Below are 18474 nucleotides of genomic sequence, written 5' to 3'. Positions count from 1 at the left end.
GGCGCGCTCGGCGCGCGGTGGCGGCATCTTGGCCGGCTCGCTCTGACGCGGCGGACGCGGCATCAGCGGCGGCTCGCTGCGCGGGACGCGCGGCGGCAGCGGCTCGGGGCGTGGTTCGCGCTCGGGACGGGGCGCGATCGGTTCGGGTGGAAAGCCGCCCATCGGCGGTTCGCTGCGGCGTTCGGCCGGCGCGGGAGCGGGCCGGCGCAGTTCGTCGGCGAAGGACGGGCGTGCGGGCCGCGGCGGCGGCTCCGGCATTTGCGGCTCGGGATGATCGAGCAGCTCGGGCCGCGGCGCTTCGTCGGCCCAGCCGCCGGCATCGGGCATCGGGGCAAGGCGCGGCGGCTCGGCGGCATTGGGACGCTGCGGCAGCTGATCGCGGCCATGCGCGGCGCGAACGATGTTGGGCTCGACGACGATGTCGGTGGGGCCGCCGATCATCAGGAGGTGCTCGACATTGTCACGCCGGACCAGCACCAGGCGGCGCCTTCCGTCGACCGCGGCGGCATCGATCACGGCAAGACGGGGCATCCTGCCGCGCTGGGTGTTGGCGCCGAGCCGGCTGGTGGCGAATCGGCGAACCAGCCAAGCAGCGACGCCGATCAACGCCAGGACGACGATGAACGCGACGATGAAGGTGATAGGGCTGCCTTGCATACTTGTCCCCGACAAATGGCGCTTCAGTCGTGCCCATGGTCGGATGCGCCAACCACCGGCCTACGATGCCCCAAACTGCGATTTCTTAACGTCCCACGGCAAGTTTTGCCGTCCCCAACTCTTAATAACCCATGAATCGCTCGATCCAAAACGACTTCTTGGCCCGTGCCGGCGCCGCCAAACGGTTGGGTTAATGCCACTTTTGGAGACGTAGAATCACGGGGGCGTAGATGACTGTCCCGCACGGGGACAGGTGTCGGGGATCCTCTTAACCAGCTGTTAACCATACACACGGCAAATTCTGCCTAGCTGCGGACCTCAGGGGTCCGTGAGAGGCGGAAGGAGCCGCGACGATGTCCATCAACGACCTCCCGGTACTGTCGGCGCTTCGCACCAAGATGCAGTGGCACCAGGAACGCCAGCGCGTCCTGTCCGAGAACGTCTCCAATTCCGATACGCCCAAATTCCGGCCGCGTGACCTGGTGGAGCCGAAACTCGACAAGTCCGGGGCCGTCACCGGCTCGATGGGACCCCTGGCGATGATGCGCACCAGCGGCTCTCACATGACCCCGTCGGGCGCTGCGTCCGGATTTGACCAGAACAAGAACGCGGGCTTCGAAACCCGCCCCGCGGGCAACGCCGTCAATCTCGAAGAGGAGATGATGAAGGCCGCCAGCAACCAGATGGACTACGCGGCAGCGACCTCGCTCTATTCGAAGAGCCTGCATCTGCTCAAGACCGCGATCGGCAAGGGCTAGCCGCATGATCGACGGAACAGAACGGCTAGGGGAGGCGCATCATGGCCAATGACAGCAGCGACTTTGCCCGCTCGATGGCGATCGCGACCTCCGGTCTGCGGGCGCAAGCCGGCCGCATGCGGGTGATCTCGGAAAACATCGCGAACGCGGATTCGACCGCGCAGACGTCAGGCGGCGATCCCTACCGGCGCAAGGTTCCGACCTTTTCCTCCGCGCTCGACCGCTCGCTCGACGCGCAGGTCGTCACCCTCGGCAAGATCAAGCCCGACCAGTCGAACTTCCGCGTCAAATACGAGCCGAACAATCCGGTCGCGGACGCCAGCGGCAACGTCAAATATCCCAACGTGAACTCGGTGGTCGAGATGACCGACATGCGCGATGCGCAGCGGTCCTACGAGGCCAACCTCAACATCATCAGTGCGACGCGCCGGATGATCCAGCGCACGCTCGACATCCTCAAGAGCTGAACAGGACAATTGAGCCATGGCATCACCGTCAGTCGCCGCCAATGCATATGCCAACCTCGCCCGCGTGCTGGACAACACCGGCGCCGGCGCCGGTGCCGGTGCCGGTAAGGGCACCGAGGCCGGCGGGCAGTCCTTTGCCTCGCTGCTGAAGGACGCCGTCGGCAGCGTCATGGAGTCCGGCCGCAAGTCCGATGCGCAGACGGTCGCGATGGCCTCCGGCAAGGCCAATGTGATGGACGTGGTGACCGCGGTCGCCGACACCGACGTCGCGGTGTCCACCCTGGTCTCGGTCCGCGACCGCATGATCGCGGCCTATGAAGACATCATGAAGATGCCGATCTGATTTGCACCGGTCATTCCGGGGCGGTGCGAAGCACCGAGCCCGGAACCTCGAGATTCCGGGCTCTCGCTTCGCGAGCCCCGGAATGACGGAAATACTTACAGTGAGAATTCCCAAATGACCGGACCCGAGACCCTCGACGTTGCGCGCGATGCGATCTGGACGATCGTGATCGTGTCCTCACCCCTGATGGTGGTGGGCCTCGTGGTCGGCGTCATCGTGTCGCTGTTCCAGGCGCTGACGCAGATCCAGGAACAGACGCTGATCTACGTGCCGAAGATCCTCGCCATCTTTGCCACGATGCTGCTGGCGCTGCCGTTCATGGCCGACGCGCTGCACTCCCACATGCTGCGGATCTCGTCGCGAATCATCGGCGGCTGAGGCAAGATGCGGCAATTATGCGCATCGACGTCTCGCTGCTGCCGGCGCTCGCCGCTTCCTTCATGCTCGTCTTCGCCCGGGTCGGCGCGATGGTGATGCTGTTGCCGGGGCTCGGCGAGACCAATATTCCGACCCGGATCAAGCTCTCGATCGCGCTGCTGCTGACGATGATCATCCTGCCGCTGCACCGCAACGCCTACCAGGTCGACATGGGCTCGCTGGCGCCGTTGCTGGTCCTGATGCTGCATGAGATCGCGATCGGCATCGTGCTGGGCGCGACCGCGCGCGTGACGCTGTCGGCGCTGCAGGTCGCGGGATCCGTGATCGCGCAGCAGATGGGGCTCGGTTTCGTCACCTCGGTCGATCCGACGCAGGGGCAGCAGGGCGTGCTGGTCGGCAACTTCCTGACCATGCTGGGCGTGACGCTGCTGTTCGCCACCGACAGCCATCATCTGGTGATCGCGGCGCTGAACGACAGCTATACGATCTTCTCGCCTGGCGAGACCGTGTCGAGCGGCGACGTCGCCGCGCTGGCAACGCGTGCCTTCGCCGCCGCGTTTCGCTTGGGCCTGCAACTCTCGGGGCCGTTCCTGGTGTTCGGCCTCGTCTTCAACATCGGCCTTGGCGTGCTGGCGCGGCTGATGCCGCAGATGCAGGTCTATTTCGTCGGCGTGCCGCTCTCGATCTTCGCGGGCTTTTTGGTGCTCGCCGTGGTGCTCACGGCGATGATGGGCACCTATCTGGATTACTTCATCGGTGTCATGCACCAGTTGATGCCGCTCAGGTAACGAGGGATCGATGGCGGAAGACAACGATCCAGAGAGTCAAACAGAAGACCCGACACAAAAGCGTCTGGACGATGCGCTCGAGCGCGGCGACGTTGCCAAGAGCCAGGAGATCAACACCTGGTTCATGATGGCGGGCGGCACGCTCGTGGTCTCGACCTTCTCGGGTTCGGTGGGCAGCGGGTTGCTGGCGCCGATGCGCAATCTGCTCGCCAATTCCTGGATGATCAAGACCGACGGCAAGGCGCTGCTGGCGCTGATGCAGCACATCGAATTCGCCATTCTCGCGGCGATCGGCGTGCCGCTGTTGATGCTGATGCTGGCGGCGGTCGCCGGCAACATGCTCCAGCACCGCCTGGTGTGGTCGACCGAATCCCTGACACCGAAGTTCAGCAAGATCTCGCCCGGCGCCGGCTTCAAGCGCATCTTCGGCAAGCAGGCGGCGGCCAATTTTCTCAAGGGCATCGGCAAGCTGGTGCTGCTCGGCGTGGTCATGACCATGATCCTGTGGCCGGAGCGGCATCGCATGGAGGCGATGGTCAGGCTCGATCCGGCCGCCATGCTCGGCGCCAGCACCAGCATGACCATTCATCTGCTCGGCGCTGTGGTCGCGGCGCTCGCGGTCGTCGCCATCGCCGATTATTTCTTCCAGTATCGCAGCTGGTTCCAGCGGCAGAAGATGTCGCTCCAGGAGATCAAGGAAGAGTTCAAGCAGTCCGAAGGCGATCCGCACATCAAGGGCAAGCTCAGGCAGTTGCGGCAGCAGCGCTCCAAGAAGCGCATGATGGCGGCGGTTCCCAAGGCCTCGGTGATCATCACCAACCCGACCCACTATTCGATCGCGCTGTCCTACGAGCGCGGCATGTCGGCGCCGATCTGCGTCGCCAAGGGCGTCGACAACCTCGCCTTCAAGATCCGGGAGATTGCGCGCGCGCACGACATCCCGATCGTGGAGAACGTGCCGCTGGCCCGCGCGCTCTACGCCACCGTCGAGATCGACCAGGAAATCCCGACCGAGCACTATCACGCGGTCGCCGAGGTGATCGGTTACGTCATGCGGCTGAAGCAGGGATTCCGTGCCGGACGCGGCTAAAACACCCGAAAAGGTCCGGAAATGGCTGTAATCTGGGAATCAGCTTACCTTTCGCTCCCGCTGCCCTTGCACCTCGGGGTCCGATTCAGGCAGGGAGGACCCCATGCGCCCCGTGGCGCGTTGATTCTCTGCCGACAGGCCGCGCCAGCTTGAGATGACCGCCGAGACCGACCACGACCTCACACGCGAGCCCGTTGCGGCGCACGAGCCGTCGCAGCGCTCGGGCAGCATTGCGCTGGTGCTGCTGGTGGCCGCCGGCCTCGTCGCCGTCGCCGTCGGGCTGATGACGCTCGGCCGCGCGCAGGCGCAGCCCTATATCCTCGGCATCCTCGCCGTGCTGGCGATGGTCGGCCTGTTCAACCTGTTCGCCTTCGCCGCCGGCATCATCCGCTTCGCCGACCGCAATCTCGATGATCCCGTGGTGGGGCGGATCGCCGATCATGGGTTCGACGGGTTGGCGGTCACCGATGCCCGTGGCCACGTGGTCTATTCCAATGCAGCCTATCTGACGCTGACCGGTGCCGCCGGGCCGCAGGACGTGCGCCCGGTGGAACGCGTCTTCATCGGCAATCCCGACGTTTCCGAAGCCGTATTCCGTTTGCTGAAAGCGGCCCGCGAAGGCAAGCGCCAGCAGGAGGAGGTGCGCATCTCCGGCCAGGACGGCAGCCAGGGCCGCTGGCTGCGCATGCGGGTGCGCCCGCTCGGCACCGGCAAGCGCGAGTCCAAATACGCGGTATGGTCGATCGCCGACATCACCCGCGATCGCGAGCGCCAGGAAGACGTGTTCCAGGAGCTGCAACACGCCATCGAATATCTCGATCATGCCCCGTGCGGCTTCTTCTCGGTCAATCCGGCCGGGGAGCTTGCTTATGTCAACGCGACGCTGGCGAACTGGCTCGACTACGACCTCGCCGAGATCGGCTCGGGCGGCCTGAAGCTGACCGACATCGTCTCCGGCGACGGCGCATCGCTGCTGACCTCGATCGTGGCCGTGCCGGGAGAGGTGAAGACGGAAGTCTTCGACATCGACCTGCGCATGCGCACCGGCAAGACCATGCCGGTGCGGCTCTATCACAAGCTCGCCTTCGGCGCCGACGGTGCGCCGGGCCCCTCGCGCACGCTGGTCATCAGCCGCGCCCGCGACGAGCGCAGCGATCCCGATCGTGCCGCCGAAGTGCGCTTCATGCGCTTCTTCGACCACACGCCGATGGCGATCGCGACCGTCGACCGCGGCGGCAACGTCGTGCGTGCCAATGCGCGCTACGCCAAGCTCGGCCAGGCGCTGGGGCTCGACAGCGCCTCTAAGTCGATCTTCCGCGCGGTCAATTCGCGCGACCGGCATCTCCTGATCGCCGCCATCAACCAGGCCGCCGAAGGCCAGGCCGACATCGCGCCGGTCGAGGTGGCGCTGGAAGGGACCAAGGAGCGCTGGGGCCAGTTCTTCGTCACGCCGGTCGATTCCGCCGAGAACGAGACGGAAGCCGCCATCGTGCACATGCTCGAGACCACCGAGCGGCGCGCGCTGGAGAACCAGATCAACCAGTCGCAGAAGATGGAGACGGTCGGCCAGCTCGCCGGCGGCATCGCCCACGACTTCAACAACGTGCTGTCCGCCATCATGATGGCGAACGACTTCCTGCTGAACGCACACAAACCGACCGACCCGTCGTTCCAGGACATCATGCAGATCAAGCAGAACGCGACGCGCGCCGCGACGCTGGTGCGGCAGCTGCTGGCGTTCTCGCGGCGGCAGACGCTGCGGCCGCAGGTGCTCGATCTCGGCGATGCGCTCTCCGATCTCACCATGCTGCTGCGCCGGCTGATCGGCGAGAAGGTCAAGCTCGACCTCGTCCACGGCCGCGATCTCTGGCCGGTGAAGGTCGACGTCTCCCAATTCGAGCAGGTGATCGTCAACCTCGCGGTGAACGCGCGCGACGCCATGCCCGACGGCGGCAAGCTGATCATCCGCACCGCCAACGTCACCACCGAGGACGCGGGCAAGCTCGCCTACAAGGGCATGCCGGCCGCGGATTATGTGCGGATCGAGGTCGCCGACACCGGCACCGGCATTCCCGCCGATATCCGCGACAAGATTTTCGAGCCGTTCTTCTCGACCAAGGAAGTGGGCAAAGGCACCGGCCTTGGCCTCTCGACGGTCTACGGCATCGTCAAGCAGACCGGCGGTTTCATCTACGTGGATTCCGAGCCGGGGCAGGGCACCTCGTTCCACATCTTCCTGCCGCGCCATCACGCCGAGCCGGAGGTGCAGGTCGAGCAGCCGGCCGTTGCCACCGCGACGAATGGCGCCGCGAAGGAAGCTGTGGCCGTCGAGGCCAAGCCGCGCACCGATCTCACGGGGCAGGGCACCATCCTGCTGGTCGAGGACGAAGAGGGCCTGCGCGCGCTGAACGCACGTGGCCTGCGCTCGCGCGGCTATACCGTGGTCGAGGCCGAGAACGGCGTCGAAGCCATGGAGATGCTGGAGGAGCAGAGCGGCGGGATCGATCTCGTCGTCTCCGACGTCGTCATGCCCGAGATGGACGGCCCGACGCTCCTGAAGGCGATGCGGGAAAAGAACCCCGACATCAAGTTCATCTTCGTCTCCGGCTATGCCGAGGACGCCTTCGAGAAGAGCCTGCCCGAGGGCCAGCAGTTCGACTTCCTGCCGAAACCGTTCACGCTCAGCCAGCTCGTGGCGGCGGTGAAGGAGACGATGACGAAGCAGGGGTGAGGTTTCGCGAGAAGCTCGCAATGAGGGGGGAAAGGGTGGAAATCTCCCCCCGAAACCGCCGGTAGCCGGTGACCACGGTTCCCCCGCCACCCGGCCAAGCCCCCGCCAAATATGGGCTTTTGCCACATCCCCGCGACTGAGGGCCGCAGCCGCAAGTTCCCAAACACACTTCACTTTTTGGGAAGTCTGCCCATCTTAGGGGCACGTCCCCATGCCGGGGATTTGGGAAACGCACATGAATTTCTCGCTACGCTCCCGCAATCTCTTCAAGACGCTCGCCGTCATGCTGGCGCTTGCGCTGCCGACAGCGCTCGTCATTTCGTCCGCCGACGCGCGCGTCGGCGGCGGCGGCTCGTCGGGCTCACGCGGCTCGCGCACCTTTTCGGCACCGCCCTCGACCTCCACGGCGCCGGGCTCGGCCTCGCAATTCAACCGCACCTACACCCAGCCGGGTGCAGGCATGAACTCGGCTGCGTCCGCGCCCGCGCGCGGCGGCCTGTTCGGCGGCCGCGCCGGCGGCTTCATGGGCGGCCTTGCGGCCGGCTTCCTGGGCGCCGGCCTGCTCGGCATGCTGTTCGGCGGCGGCCTGTTTGGCGGCCTCGGCGGCCTGTCCTCGATCCTCGGCCTGATCATCCAGATCGTGCTGGTGGTGCTGGTGGTGCGGTTGGCGATGTCCTGGTGGCAGCGCCGTCACACGCCGCAGGCGGCTTATGCCAATGCCGACGCAGGCGCAGCTTCCGGACCGCAGCCGAACCAGCGCAGCGGTCTCGGTGGCGGCCTTGGTGGTGGTCTCGGCGGCTTCGGCTTCGGCGCCAATGCCAACAACGCGCCGCTCGAGATCAAGCCGGACGATTACGAATCGTTCGAGCGCCTGCTCGGTGAGATCCAGACCGCCTGGTCGAACGAGGACGTGGCCAAGCTGCACACGCTCGCGACGCCGGAGATGGTCTCCTATTTCGAGCAGGACCTCGCCCAGAACCGCGCGCGCAACGTCGTCAACAAGGTGACCAACGTCAAGCTGCTGCAGGGCGACCTTGCCGAAGCCTGGCGCGAAGGCGAGACCGATTACGCCACGGTGGCGCTGCGCTTCGCGCTCACCGACAAGACGCTGGACCGCAACAGCGGCACGGTGGTCGCCGGCAGCGAACAGCCGGGCGAAGTCACCGAGGTCTGGACGTTCGCCCGCCGGCCCGGCAGCGGCTGGGAATTGTCGGCGATCCAGCAGACCAACTGATCGCAACGCGATCGAGACGAGAAGGGCGTCGTGCTTGCCGCACGGCGCCCTTTTTCTTTGGGCGCTTCACGCGGCATTGGAATAAGCGGATGCGACTTGGGTTGAAATTCAGACGGCCAACGACAAACACGATTGGGAGGACAAGATGATTCGTATCGAGAGATCCGTGACGATTTCAGGGCTCGCGCTGGTGCTGGCCTTGGCGGCGGCGCCAACTGCGCAGGCGCAATCGGCCGACATGACGTTCTTCGTGACCTCCAGCGGCCGGGCAAGGGCGCCGATCTCGGCGGCCTCGAGGGAGCCGACGCGCACTGTACGAGGCTCGCCCAGGCCTCCGGCGCAGCAGCCAAAACCTGGCGCGCTTATCTCTCGGCGCAGGCCGCCGACGGCAAGCCGGCCGTCAATGCCAAGGACCGCATCGGCAAGGGACCGTGGCAGAACGCGAAGGGCGCGGTGATCGCCAAGGACGTGGCCGAGCTGCACGGCCCCGCCAACAACCTCACCAAGCAGACCGCCCTCAGCGAGAAGGGCGAGGTCACTAACGGCCGCGGCGACACGCCGAACCGGCACGACATCCTGACGGGAACGCAGCCCGACGGCACCGCGTTCGCCGCCGGTGACGACAAGACCTGCAAGAACTGGACATCGAGCACGCAAGGTGCGGCGGTCGTCGGCCACGCCGATCGTCAAGGCTTGCGCGACGACGAACCGTCGAAATCCTGGAACAGCTCGCACCCCTCGCGCGGCCCCGACGGCGGCTGCTCGCAGGCCGATCTGAAGAGCACCGGCGGCGACGGGCTGCTGTATTGTTTCGCTGCGAATTGAAGGCTGGGCTCTCTCCACGCGTCATTGCGAGGAGCGAAGAGACGAAGCAATCCAGAATCTTGCCGCAGAGACACTCTGGATTGCTTCGTCTCTTCGCCAAGGCTTGGGCGGACAAGTCGCTGCGCTCGCAATGACGCGTGTTGAGAGAGGGTTCCGTCTCACCCTAACGGAACCCGAGGCCACATGTTACATTGGTCGAGTAGCATCCACGCTCACGGACCCCTCCCATGAAATACGAGCTCTATTACTGGCCCGAGATCCAGGGCCGCGGCGAATATGTGCGGCTGGCGCTGGAGGAGGCGGGTGCGGCTTACGTCGATGTCGCGCGGGGAGCGCGCGGCACGGCTGCGATGATGAAGATGATGGACGCGCAGAAGGGCACGCCGCCCTTTGCGCCGCCATTCCTGAAAGCGGGCAAGCTCGTCATCGGCCAGACCGCCAATATCCTGCTCTATCTCGGTAGCCGACACGGACTCGCACCGAAGACGGAGGCAGGAAAGCTCTGGGTGCATCAGCTCCAGCTCACCATCACCGACCTCGTGGTCGAGATTCACGACACCCATCATCCGCTCGGACCCTCGCTCTATTACGAGGACCAGAAGCCGCCGGCGAAGAAGCGCACGGCCGATTTCTGGGACGAGCGCGTGCCGAAATATCTCGGCTATTTCGAGCAGCTTCTCGCGGCCAATGGCGGCGCCTATGTCACCGGCCGGAGGCTGACCTATGTCGACCTCTCGCTGTTCCAGATCGTCGCGGGGCTGCGCTATGCCTTTCCCAAGCGCATGAAGGCGTTCGAGACAGACATTCCGGGCCTGCTCGGCCTGCACGATCGGATCGCCGCGCGGCCGAACATCAAGGCCTATCTCGCAAGCCCGCGCCGCATTCCCTTCAACGAGCAGGGCATCTTCCGCCGGTATCGCGAGCTGGATAATTAGCCGGTCCGGACGAAGACTGGCGGCAGCCTCCGTTCCGGACCGGCCGCTTCGGGCGCGATCAGTCGCCCGAACGCGTCGTGGCCGGGGAGCGTCCGTGAACGCTCCAGTCCGGATCGCTCGTCTGAATCATCGGGGACGGGAGAGAGGTCGTGCTCGTCGGGGCAGGGGGGCTTGCAGAACATCGTCGCGTCTCCGTCGCAAAGGTGCGGGTTCCCTTAGCGGGGCTCGCTGGCCGCGACGTCAGTCGATCGGAGGAGGGGGCACGATTTTCTGTGCAGTGGCGCCTTCACCAGACGCCCGGCACCAGGCGATAGCGCACCCGGGCCGCGTAGTCGGCATAGCCCGGCAGGCCGTCGCGCAGGATGCGTTCCTCGATGCCGATACGGACCGCGAACAAGGCGATGAAGAGCGGGACCATCGCGAGTCCCCACCACGAGCCCAGCAGCAGTGGCAACCCGGTGAAGAACAGCACCATGCCGCTATACATGGGATGACGCACATGGGCGTAGGGCCCGGTCGAGATCACGCGTTGTGCGCGCTCGGCTTGCAGCTTCACCACGGGGGCGGCGAACGAGTTCTCGCGAAAGACCCACAGCGTGAACAGCGTCGACAGCAGGAACAGCGCGACGCCGGCTGCCTGCAACGCGACCGGCATGTCGGACCCTTCAACGCGCCGGTCGATGCCGATCAGCACCAGCCAGGCCAGCATCGCAACAATGAGGGCGCCCATGAACACCTTGTCGGCGGCGGGCTGATCCTTTTGCAGAAGTGGTCGCAGACGCTCGGCGAGCAGCGCCGGATCGATCCGGTACAGCCACCAGCCGCAGAGCGGGCCGAGCAGGATGCATGCCGCGAGGAACGCCCAGGCTGCGGGCCAGCGCAAGGTCCCTGCGGATGCGAACAGCAGCGCGCCCATCGCGACGGTGGTGATCGTGTTCTGCAGCAGCAGTCTGGCGATCATGGTCGATCTCGTCCGGGTGTCAGACCTTGATCGGCGGTGTAAAGGCCGCGATGAGCCGAACCAGATCCGCCTGCCGTTTGGTTCCGGTCTTGACGAAGATCCGTGCAAGATGGGTCTTGATGGTCGTTTCGGCGATGCCCATGCTCCTGGCCACGTCCGGCACCCCGCCGATCTCGACGATGGACAGGAAGACCCGCAGTTCGGTCGGCGTCAGCTTGAACAGCTTGCGGATGAGGTCGGGCGCGACGATCGTATCGAGTGCTGCCTTGCTGACGAACAGCACGGCGCAGGCGTCGTAGCTGGCGCCGAATCTCTGCCGGCGGCCGGCGGTCAGCGGCAGGAGATGTCCGACATAATGCGAGCCGTCGCGGGCGGTCATATGCAGCGAGATGCTCGCGCTCGTTATCGCCCGGTCTCCGACCACCGTGCCCGCCAGCGCCTGCCGCAGCACGCGATCGGCATTCAGGTCGTTCGTCACCAGCCGGCCACGAACCGACCGAAGGATTTCGCCCTCGCCCAGGAAGTCGCGCGCGCTCGCATTGGCGTGCGTGATATGCCCCTCTGCATCGAGCAGCAGCACGGCGGTTCGCAGGGCGTCGAGGGTGCTGAGCGAATTCGTCTCCAGCTCATTCTGCTGCTGCAGCTTCTGCCTGACCAGCATGGCTCGCTGCACGTGCGGCGTGAGGTGGGAGATCACCTGGTACATCCTGCGGTCGACGGGACCGCCGGCCTTCATGATCGAGAGGCGGGATATTCCCTCGGCCGATTTGTCGAGCAGGATATTGGCGGCATCTTCGAGGCCCTGCGGCCGCGTCCATTCGTTGTAGAACATGGTGGTCCGGAATTCGTCGACGTCGATCCAGTCCCTGATGGTCTGGATCTGGCCGACCGGTGCGTGGAGCACGCCGCGCGACGGATCGAATGGCTCGTAGGTCTCGATGTAGGACTGAATATAGGCGGGGTCGACGCCGACGGCATGCGAGATCACGGCCTCGCCGGCAGCTCCGATCCGGACCAGCCCGCCGCTCTGGCCGCCCGCCAGGTCGACAATACTTGCAAGTGTCGTGGACCATCGCGAATCGTCAAGCGCGGCATCGTAGATGTCCGCCACTAGCGACAGCAGCTTTTCATTCAGTTCCATTGGCTTGTCCCACAGACGCTTGCCCACCAGACGTTGGGATGGACTCGATCGGCCTCGCAGATGAGCACGCCGAATGCGGAAACTTGATGAGCCGGATCACACTTGAAGGCGTGCGCCGATTCGAAAGGCGGCGGTTTGCGAGCCCATCGTGCGCCAAGGGGACATTGCCGCGGCGGGGAGTACCCCAGGGCCAGCGCAACTTTCGCGCGAACGCAAGCAGCCGCGCCGCCCTGGCGGCGAAGACCGTGTTCGGGCAGTTGCAGTGTTGCGATCATGCGCAGGTCCCGGGCTGGCCGCGCACGATATTGATCCCGCTATCCGGCAAAGATGCGGCTGGATGCGAACAGGTCTGATCGATCGGACCGGGCGAATCCGCCCGCGGGGGGATCGATCAGGCGAGCTGATCGATCCGCGTGCCCTGACCCGGCGGCAGCGGCGCGGGCGGCTGCGGCTTGTAGGTCGGGTCGGCGTCCTTGGTCTTGGTCTGGTCGTCCTGCTGCTTGGTCGTGTCGTAGCTCGGAACCACGATCGCGATCGGCGGCGGTGCTACGGTAGAAACCTTCATCCGCAAATCCTCACACATGGAAACAATTGAGCCTGCGCCGTGAGGAGCGAAAATTCCTTCAAGCCAATCGTTAAAATGCGAGGCAATTGGTGCGGGGAGGGCTGTGTCCCCGCGGTGCCAAGGCACACGAGGCGCCTCTCCCCGTCATTGCGAGGAGCTCTTGCGACGAAGCAATCCAGTGTCCCTCGGCGGAGAGATTTCTGGATTGCTTCGCTACGCTCGCAATGACGGAGTGTATGGCGAGCGGCGTCGCGATGCGTGTGCCGCCAGCATGCGGAACGAAGGGCCGTGCCCCTATTCGTCCTTGCCGCGCGTGATCGCGATCGACGCGTCTGTCTTGGTGCGCGTGCATTCCATGTTGAGGCGCCGGTAGCGCATGGTGACCTTGTCGCCGCGGAGCAGGCCCATCCGCTTCAGGCAGCGTGTCGCGCCCGTCGTGGTGTCGTCCTTGGTCACGGTGAAGACGATCGCGGCCATCGACCCCACCAGCGTATAGAACTCGGGCTTCGGCTTGCGATCGCCCTTGGCGTAGAGCTCGATCGAATATTTGTCGCCGCGACAGCCGACCGACAGCTCCTTGGCAGCCGGATGCGTGAGATAGACGACGTTGGCGGCCCGGAAATTCACCTTCAGGCGGTCGACCTGGTTCGCCAGTTCCTTGGCGCTGTCGTCGCAGCGATCGGCGCGCGCGGGCGAGGTGAGGGTCACAAGGCCGGTGATGGCGGCGGCGAGGAGGATCGCGCCGCGGACGTTCAAGTTCAATGTCATGATGAAAAGCCCCTTAGGGCGCGCATTCAAGCGTCGGCGGCCGCGAAGCGCAAGAGTGGGATCTGGGCTTTCCACGTGCTGCGCCAATGCTTTTCCGAGCCCTGGCGGCCCTGTCTCATGCACACCAGTCCCTTCCTTTTCCGTCCAAAATGGGCTTAGAACGCTTCTACGCGAGGGCCTGCGCGTGGCCCCAAACCCCCTGGATTCGCCCATGAACGCTCCCACCGCCTTCCCCGACCAGTCCAAGCCCGTCCCGCCCTACAAGCACACGCCGCTGTTTCCGCTGGGCAAGGACGAGACGCCCTACAAGAAGATCACGGCCGAGGGCGTCCGGGTCGAGAAGGTCCTGGGCAAGGACATGCTGGTGGTGTCGCGCGAGGCGCTGCGGGCGCTGTCTGAGGCGGCTTTCGGCGACATCAACCATTACCTGCGGCCCGGCCATCTGAAGCAGCTCCGCGCCATCCTGGAGGACGGCGAGGCGAGCCCCAACGACAAGTTCGTTGCGCTGGACTTCTTGAAGAACGCCAATATCGCGGCCGGCGGCGTGCTGCCGATGTGCCAGGACACCGGCACCGCGATCATCATGGGCAAGAAGGGGTGCAACGTCATCACCGACGGTGACGACGAGGCGGCGCTGTCGGAAGGCGCGCGCGATGCCTACCTCCGCCGCAATCTGCGCTACTCACAGGTCGCGCCGCTCTCGATGTATGAGGAGAAGAACACCGCCAACAACATGCCGGCGCAGTGCGAGATCTACGCCGAGGGCGATGATGCCTACAAGTTCATGTTCATGGCGAAGGGCGGCGGCTCCGCCAACAAGAGCTTCCTGTTCCAGGCCACGCCCTCGGTGCTGACCAAGGACCGGCTGCTCGCGTTCCTGAAGGAGAAGATCCTGACGCTGGGCACCGCGGCGTGCCCGCCCTATCACCTCGCGATCGTGATCGGCGGCACCTCGGCCGAGCTCTGCATGAAGACGGTGAAGCTGGCATCCGCCCGCTATCTCGATGCGCTGCCGACCCACGGCTCGCCCGACGGCAACGCCTTCCGCGACGTCGAGATGGAGCAGGAGATCCACAAGATGACGCAGTCGCTCGGCGTCGGTGCGCAGTTCGGCGGCAAGTATTTCTGCCACGACGTGCGCGTGATCCGCATGCCGCGCCATGGCGCATCACTTCCCATCGGGCTTGGCGTGTCCTGCTCGGCCGACCGCCAGGTGCTCGGCAAGATCACCAGGGACGGCGTCTATCTCGAAGAGCTCGAGCATAACCCAGCGCAATATCTGCCTGAGGTCGAGCAGTCGCTCGGCGGCGAGGTCGTCAAGATCGACCTCAACCAGCCGATGAAGGACATCCTGGCGACGTTCTCGAAGCACCCGATCAAGACGCGGGTCTCGATGACCGGCACCATGATCGTCGCGCGCGACAGCGCGCACGCCAAGCTGCGCGAGCGGCTGGAGAAGGGCGAGCCGCTGCCGGATTACTTCAAGAACCATCCGGTCTACTACGCCGGCCCCGCCAAGACGCCCGAGGGCTACGCCTCCGGCGCGTTCGGTCCGACCACCGCAGGCCGCATGGATTCCTTCGTCGACCAGTTCCAGGCCGCGGGCGGCTCGATGGTGATGGTCGCCAAGGGCAACCGCGCGCCCGCCGTGCGCGAGGCCTGCAAGAAATATGGCGGCTTCTATCTCGGCTCGATCGGCGGCGCCGCGGCGAACCTCGCCGAGCACTGCATCAAGAAGGTCGAGGTGCTCGAATATCCCGAGCTCGGCATGGAAGCGATCTGGCGCATCGAGGTCGTCGACTTCCCGGCGTTCATCATCATCGACGACAAGGGCAACGACTTCTTCAAGGAGTTGAATCTGGGTTGAGGTGACGTTCCCCGGACGCTGCGCAGCATGGAATGATGCGCTGCTGATCCGGGGTCCACATGGCGGCATGGGTCGGCTCTGCGACGCACCGCTTCGCGCTGCATCGCGTCCGGGACACGAGATTTACCCGCTCAGCTGCAAGTCGTGACCTGGTTGGAGCACAGCGCGCGCCACCAGCCGCGCACGCCGTCATAGCTCTCGACCAGGCCCCAGAAGCCGCTGCAAGCGAGCAGGCGCTTCGGCCCGCCGTCACCGTCGATCGGGCCGCCGAGCTCGCGCTGGGCCGGCATCCATTTGGCGTCGACGAAGGGCGCCTGAAACAGGCCGCCGGCGCGCGTGCCGCCATTGGCGTAGTTCGCGCCGACCTTGTTGGACGCGACCCAGCCGCGACCGGCATAGGGCTCGGTGCGCTGCGCGGATATCGCTTCTCGTCCTCGTAGTCCTTGCCCGGAGGCTTGGCACCTTCGATCAGGAACCAGCCGCTCTTGAAACCGATGATGCGGAATTCGGTGAGCCAGCCGCCATCGGGCGTGTTCTCGGCGCCACCGAGCTTCAGCATATAAGGCGGCGGCAACGTGCCGAGCACGCGCGCTTGCACCGATGGCTCGGCACGCACGTTGAGGCCGCTCGCATCCTTGTCGATGGACCAGGCGCCGAGACTGCAGGGCTCGGTGCCCTCGGGCAGTGTTGAGCGCTTTGCGGCGAGATCGGCATGCAGCTTGGCGAAATCGGTCTCGTCGTCGTCAGGGGCCGGCTCGGCGCGCGGCTTCAATTCGGCCGAGACCGCGCGCGTCGCATCTGGGGTCAGCGTGACGACGAGGGCCAGACGCGCGGCGAACACGCTGGCCGGTGTCTTCGGATCGTTCGATGTCGCGGGATAGACGGCGAGGTAACCGGTCGCACCTTCAGTACGATAGGCGTGGCCTGCGACGTAGCCCGCCGGCACCAGAGCGAGCGCGCTTGCGCGCCACGCCGGTTCGGTGTCGTCCGCACGCGCAGCTTGCGTCACGACGCACAGGATCGTTGCCGCGACGAAACGGAGCGCACGCATGGTCATTCAACGTGAGGCGTTAGGCGCGGGCGCCCGTGAACGGGAAGCTGCCCATCGGGCCGATCCCCATCTCGCCGTTGATGCTGTCGCCGGAGACGGTGCCGGTGAATTCGAGCGTGAGCGGCATGGGCTTGTCGATCGAGACCTTCCAGGAGACGTTGTCGCCAGAGACGGTGCCGTCGAAAATCTCGGTGGTATTACCTTCCGCACCCTGCGTGCCCGTGAGCGTGCCGCCCGCCGCCTTCAGGCTCAGCGTCGCCTGGCGCTCGCCCATCGGCGTCGTCATCGTCAGATTCCAGTTGCCGTCTACGGCCATTCCCGTCTCCCGAACAAATCCCGGCGGACCGCGACGATCCGCGGCCAGTCCCAAGCGAGCCTATAGCCCAACTCGCAGTTCCTGCCTAACCCTGGAATAGGGCATTTAGGCGCGGGCGGCAGCCCGCCGGCGGCTGGTGACGATGAGCCGGAGGACGACATATTGCACGGCAAAGGCGAGGATCTTGGCGCCGCCCGCGACCACCGTGAGGTAGAATGCCCACAGTTTCAGATCGCCGGTGGAGGCGACCACGATCATGCCGGCGCCGATCACGAACATCAGCACCGCCCAGGCATAGCCCGCAGCCGTCACATATTCCGGAACGGTTTCGACGACGAGCGGCGGCATGTAGCGCAGCATCCAGCCGCGCTTGAGCATGATCGCGCCGATCGCGAAATGCGCGATCGAGGGCTTTGCCATCATGAAGCGAGGATCGTTGGTCAGCAGCGTGATCGTGCCGAGGCCAACGACGAGCGCGAGGCTCGCATAGGTCATGTAATTGAGTTGTTGCCCCTTGATGCGGGCGTAGATCACCTGCGCGACCGCGCCGGCGACCGCCACCGAGGTTGCCAGGATGACGTTGTCGGTGACGAGATAGATGACCAGGAAGAGGATGGCGGAGAAGAGATCGGAGGCGAGGCGGGCGAATACGTCCTTCATCGTCAATCCTGTTCAGCGGGCGTTGGGCAATGCGCGGGCGGGCGTACCGTACTTGATCTGGCGATACTCGGGATACCACTTTGTGAAGTAGATCGCGCTGTTGCGGGCGGCGAAGGCGACGGCAAGGCTTGACCAGAGCGGCAGGCCAGGGACGTTGAGCAGCACCAGATTGGCGGCCGCCATCAACAGCGCGGCCGCCGTCCAGGCGCCGGTGATGACGTAATTGGCATAGAGAAAGCCGGGCATCGCCGCGGTCTCGGCCGGCACCGCTTCCAGCGCATATTGCAGCGTGAAGGGGCGGCGCATCAGCATCGAGCCGAGCGAGATGATGAAGATGCCGATATCAACCGACAGCTTGACGCCGAGCGTGCCGAGCTGCGGATCGAGCAGCGCGAGATAGAGCCCGATGGCGGCGAATACGACCGCCGACCCTGCGGCCAGGGTCTTCACCGAGCGGCCGCGTGCCACATCGATCGCGACGGTGGTGAGGCAGATCGCGGAGGCCGCGAACACGCTCACCGTGGCCGAGGTCACCAGCATCAGGAACGTGTAGGCGCCGTAGGGCGCGAGAATCAGGAAAATCGCCATGGCCACCTCGGTAAGGCCGATCTTTACGATGTAAAGATAAATAATTCAGGCGTGGAGCGGGGTCAAGCAAAATCTTTACAGTGTCAAAATGACGTAGGCGATGTGCAAAAGCTGAAGCGTTGCAATGGCTTGGTCGAATGCCTCGTCAGCCAATTCCGCCCAGGGCAGCCCCGACAAGAGAGGCAGCGCGCAGATGATCGCGAGGCCGAGGGCGAGCAGGATGCCGCCATTGAAAATGACCTGGCCGCTCCGCCGCAGATGGGCCACCTCGAGTGCGAGCGCGGCGCAGATCAGGGCGAGGACGGCGAGGAAGTCTGCGGTGATTGAGGGCATCTGCATACGACCTCTTCG

20 protein-coding genes and 2 pseudogenes are annotated in these 18474 nt (G+C 65.2%); 12 read left to right on the top strand and 10 right to left on the bottom strand.

Annotated features, from left to right (window positions below):
* Window positions 1-657: flagellar biosynthetic protein FliO (locus RPS27_RS30735; protein ID WP_313754900.1), on the bottom strand; the 657-nt coding region annotated here is incomplete at its 3' end.
* A 353-nt stretch (window positions 658-1010) separates the two neighbouring features.
* Here RPS27_RS30735 and flgB point away from each other — a divergent pair.
* The 10 genes and pseudogenes from flgB to RPS27_RS30685 all read left to right on the top strand — a co-directional run bounded on the left by flgB (window position 1011) and on the right by RPS27_RS30685 (window position 10206).
* Window positions 1011-1415: a flagellar basal body rod protein FlgB gene (gene flgB / locus RPS27_RS30730; protein WP_194403226.1), complete on the top strand. Its 405-nt coding sequence runs from the start codon at window positions 1011-1013 to the stop codon at window positions 1413-1415.
* Window positions 1416-1456: 41 nt separating this feature from the next.
* Entirely contained in the window at window positions 1457-1882 is a 426-nt protein-coding gene (gene flgC, locus RPS27_RS30725) for a flagellar basal body rod protein FlgC (RefSeq protein ID WP_194403225.1), read from the top strand.
* A 16-nt stretch (window positions 1883-1898) separates the two neighbouring features.
* Window positions 1899-2225 carry a flagellar hook-basal body complex protein FliE gene (gene fliE / locus RPS27_RS30720; protein ID WP_313754899.1) on the top strand — a complete coding sequence of 109 codons (327 nt, stop codon included), beginning with the start codon at window positions 1899-1901 and terminating at the stop codon, window positions 2223-2225.
* A gap of 114 nt (window positions 2226-2339) precedes the next feature.
* Window positions 2340-2603 carry a flagellar biosynthesis protein FliQ gene (gene fliQ, locus RPS27_RS30715; RefSeq protein ID WP_015684971.1) on the top strand — a complete coding sequence of 88 codons (264 nt, stop codon included), beginning with the start codon at window positions 2340-2342 and terminating at the stop codon, window positions 2601-2603.
* 17 nt (window positions 2604-2620) lie between these two features.
* Window positions 2621-3391 carry a flagellar biosynthetic protein FliR gene (gene fliR / locus RPS27_RS30710; protein ID WP_194403223.1) on the top strand — a complete coding sequence of 257 codons (771 nt, stop codon included), beginning with the start codon at window positions 2621-2623 and terminating at the stop codon, window positions 3389-3391.
* Between the two features lie 10 nt (window positions 3392-3401).
* On the top strand, window positions 3402-4481 hold the full coding sequence (flhB, locus tag RPS27_RS30705; RefSeq protein ID WP_211418883.1) for a flagellar biosynthesis protein FlhB: 1080 nt from the start codon (window positions 3402-3404) through the stop codon (window positions 4479-4481).
* Between the two features lie 154 nt (window positions 4482-4635).
* Window positions 4636-7212: a cell cycle histidine kinase CckA gene (gene cckA, locus RPS27_RS30700; RefSeq protein ID WP_194403221.1), complete on the top strand. Its 2577-nt coding sequence runs from the start codon at window positions 4636-4638 to the stop codon at window positions 7210-7212.
* A gap of 211 nt (window positions 7213-7423) precedes the next feature.
* Window positions 7424-8446 (top strand): Tim44 domain-containing protein, encoded by a 1023-nt coding sequence (locus tag RPS27_RS30695; protein WP_313754898.1) that lies wholly within the window; start codon window positions 7424-7426, stop codon window positions 8444-8446.
* A gap of 145 nt (window positions 8447-8591) precedes the next feature.
* Window positions 8592-9271, top strand: a pseudogene (locus RPS27_RS30690) (lectin).
* A gap of 227 nt (window positions 9272-9498) precedes the next feature.
* Window positions 9499-10206 (top strand): glutathione S-transferase, encoded by a 708-nt coding sequence (locus tag RPS27_RS30685; protein WP_313754897.1) that lies wholly within the window; start codon window positions 9499-9501, stop codon window positions 10204-10206.
* A gap of 286 nt (window positions 10207-10492) precedes the next feature.
* On the opposite strand, the gene RPS27_RS30680 is transcribed toward RPS27_RS30685, so the two are convergent.
* Window positions 10493-11167, bottom strand: coding sequence for an isoprenylcysteine carboxylmethyltransferase family protein (locus RPS27_RS30680; RefSeq protein ID WP_313754896.1), 675 nt, complete (start codon window positions 11165-11167; stop codon window positions 10493-10495).
* Between the two features lie 19 nt (window positions 11168-11186).
* Window positions 11187-12308 carry a LuxR C-terminal-related transcriptional regulator gene (locus RPS27_RS30675; RefSeq protein ID WP_313754895.1) on the bottom strand — a complete coding sequence of 374 codons (1122 nt, stop codon included), beginning with the start codon at window positions 12306-12308 and terminating at the stop codon, window positions 11187-11189.
* Between the two features lie 38 nt (window positions 12309-12346).
* On the opposite strand from RPS27_RS30675, the gene RPS27_RS30670 reads away from it, so the two are divergent.
* Window positions 12347-12661 carry a hypothetical protein gene (locus RPS27_RS30670; RefSeq protein ID WP_313754894.1) on the top strand — a complete coding sequence of 105 codons (315 nt, stop codon included), beginning with the start codon at window positions 12347-12349 and terminating at the stop codon, window positions 12659-12661.
* Between the two features lie 38 nt (window positions 12662-12699).
* Here RPS27_RS30670 and RPS27_RS30665 read toward each other — a convergent pair whose 3' ends face one another.
* Entirely contained in the window at window positions 12700-12873 is a 174-nt protein-coding gene (locus RPS27_RS30665) for a hypothetical protein (RefSeq protein WP_018321873.1), read from the bottom strand.
* Window positions 12874-13167: 294 nt separating this feature from the next.
* A complete protein-coding gene (locus RPS27_RS30660) occupies window positions 13168-13641 on the bottom strand; it encodes a hypothetical protein (RefSeq protein ID WP_313754893.1) in 474 nt (157 codons plus the stop codon).
* Between the two features lie 211 nt (window positions 13642-13852).
* Between RPS27_RS30660 and RPS27_RS30655 the strand changes: the two genes are divergently transcribed.
* Complete coding sequence (locus RPS27_RS30655; protein WP_194403214.1) at window positions 13853-15508, top strand: fumarate hydratase; 1656 nt, start codon at window positions 13853-13855, stop codon at window positions 15506-15508.
* Between the two features lie 131 nt (window positions 15509-15639).
* On the opposite strand, the pseudogene RPS27_RS30650 reads toward RPS27_RS30655, so the two are convergent.
* The 5 genes and pseudogenes from RPS27_RS30650 to RPS27_RS30630 all read right to left on the bottom strand — a co-directional run bounded on the left by RPS27_RS30650 (window position 15640) and on the right by RPS27_RS30630 (window position 18462).
* A pseudogene (locus RPS27_RS30650) lies at window positions 15640-16559 on the bottom strand (SH3 domain-containing protein).
* Window positions 16560-16578: 19 nt separating this feature from the next.
* A complete protein-coding gene (locus RPS27_RS30645; protein WP_194403213.1) occupies window positions 16579-16875 on the bottom strand; it encodes a hypothetical protein in 297 nt (98 codons plus the stop codon).
* Between the two features lie 105 nt (window positions 16876-16980).
* Window positions 16981-17535 (bottom strand): inner membrane-spanning protein YciB, encoded by a 555-nt coding sequence (locus RPS27_RS30640; RefSeq protein ID WP_194403212.1) that lies wholly within the window; start codon window positions 17533-17535, stop codon window positions 16981-16983.
* 12 nt (window positions 17536-17547) lie between these two features.
* Complete coding sequence (locus RPS27_RS30635; RefSeq protein WP_313754892.1) at window positions 17548-18123, bottom strand: hypothetical protein; 576 nt, start codon at window positions 18121-18123, stop codon at window positions 17548-17550.
* A 75-nt stretch (window positions 18124-18198) separates the two neighbouring features.
* On the bottom strand, window positions 18199-18462 hold the full coding sequence (locus tag RPS27_RS30630; protein ID WP_194403210.1) for a hypothetical protein: 264 nt from the start codon (window positions 18460-18462) through the stop codon (window positions 18199-18201).
* Window positions 18463-18474 lie beyond the last annotated feature (12 nt).

It is taken from the genome of Bradyrhizobium sp. WYCCWR 12699, assembly GCF_032144035.1.
Lineage (GTDB): Bacteria > Pseudomonadota > Alphaproteobacteria > Rhizobiales > Xanthobacteraceae > Bradyrhizobium.
This window is presented reverse-complemented; position numbering and strand designations above follow the sequence as displayed.

Bases quoted from the DNA above. Each gene is read 5' to 3' on its own strand.
- flgB (WP_194403226.1), top strand. From the start codon at position 1,011: ATGTCCATCAACGACCTCCCGGTACTGTCGGCGCTTCGCACCAAGATG.
- flgC (WP_194403225.1), top strand. From the start codon at position 1,457: ATGGCCAATGACAGCAGCGACTTTGCCCGCTCGATGGCGATCGCGACC.
- fliE (WP_313754899.1), top strand. From the start codon at position 1,899: ATGGCATCACCGTCAGTCGCCGCCAATGCATATGCCAACCTCGCCCGC.
- fliQ (WP_015684971.1), top strand. From the start codon at position 2,340: ATGACCGGACCCGAGACCCTCGACGTTGCGCGCGATGCGATCTGGACG.
- fliR (WP_194403223.1), top strand. From the start codon at position 2,621: ATGCGCATCGACGTCTCGCTGCTGCCGGCGCTCGCCGCTTCCTTCATG.
- flhB (WP_211418883.1), top strand. From the start codon at position 3,402: ATGGCGGAAGACAACGATCCAGAGAGTCAAACAGAAGACCCGACACAA.
- cckA (WP_194403221.1), top strand. From the start codon at position 4,636: ATGACCGCCGAGACCGACCACGACCTCACACGCGAGCCCGTTGCGGCG.
- RPS27_RS30695 (WP_313754898.1), top strand. From the start codon at position 7,424: ATGCCGGGGATTTGGGAAACGCACATGAATTTCTCGCTACGCTCCCGC.
- RPS27_RS30685 (WP_313754897.1), top strand. From the start codon at position 9,499: ATGAAATACGAGCTCTATTACTGGCCCGAGATCCAGGGCCGCGGCGAA.
- RPS27_RS30680 (WP_313754896.1), bottom strand. From the start codon at position 11,167: ATGATCGCCAGACTGCTGCTGCAGAACACGATCACCACCGTCGCGATG.
- RPS27_RS30675 (WP_313754895.1), bottom strand. From the start codon at position 12,308: ATGGAACTGAATGAAAAGCTGCTGTCGCTAGTGGCGGACATCTACGAT.
- RPS27_RS30670 (WP_313754894.1), top strand. From the start codon at position 12,347: ATGGACTCGATCGGCCTCGCAGATGAGCACGCCGAATGCGGAAACTTG.
- RPS27_RS30665 (WP_018321873.1), bottom strand. From the start codon at position 12,873: ATGAAGGTTTCTACCGTAGCACCGCCGCCGATCGCGATCGTGGTTCCG.
- RPS27_RS30660 (WP_313754893.1), bottom strand. From the start codon at position 13,641: ATGACATTGAACTTGAACGTCCGCGGCGCGATCCTCCTCGCCGCCGCC.
- RPS27_RS30655 (WP_194403214.1), top strand. From the start codon at position 13,853: ATGAACGCTCCCACCGCCTTCCCCGACCAGTCCAAGCCCGTCCCGCCC.
- RPS27_RS30645 (WP_194403213.1), bottom strand. From the start codon at position 16,875: ATGGCCGTAGACGGCAACTGGAATCTGACGATGACGACGCCGATGGGC.
- RPS27_RS30640 (WP_194403212.1), bottom strand. From the start codon at position 17,535: ATGAAGGACGTATTCGCCCGCCTCGCCTCCGATCTCTTCTCCGCCATC.
- RPS27_RS30635 (WP_313754892.1), bottom strand. From the start codon at position 18,123: ATGGCGATTTTCCTGATTCTCGCGCCCTACGGCGCCTACACGTTCCTG.
- RPS27_RS30630 (WP_194403210.1), bottom strand. From the start codon at position 18,462: ATGCAGATGCCCTCAATCACCGCAGACTTCCTCGCCGTCCTCGCCCTG.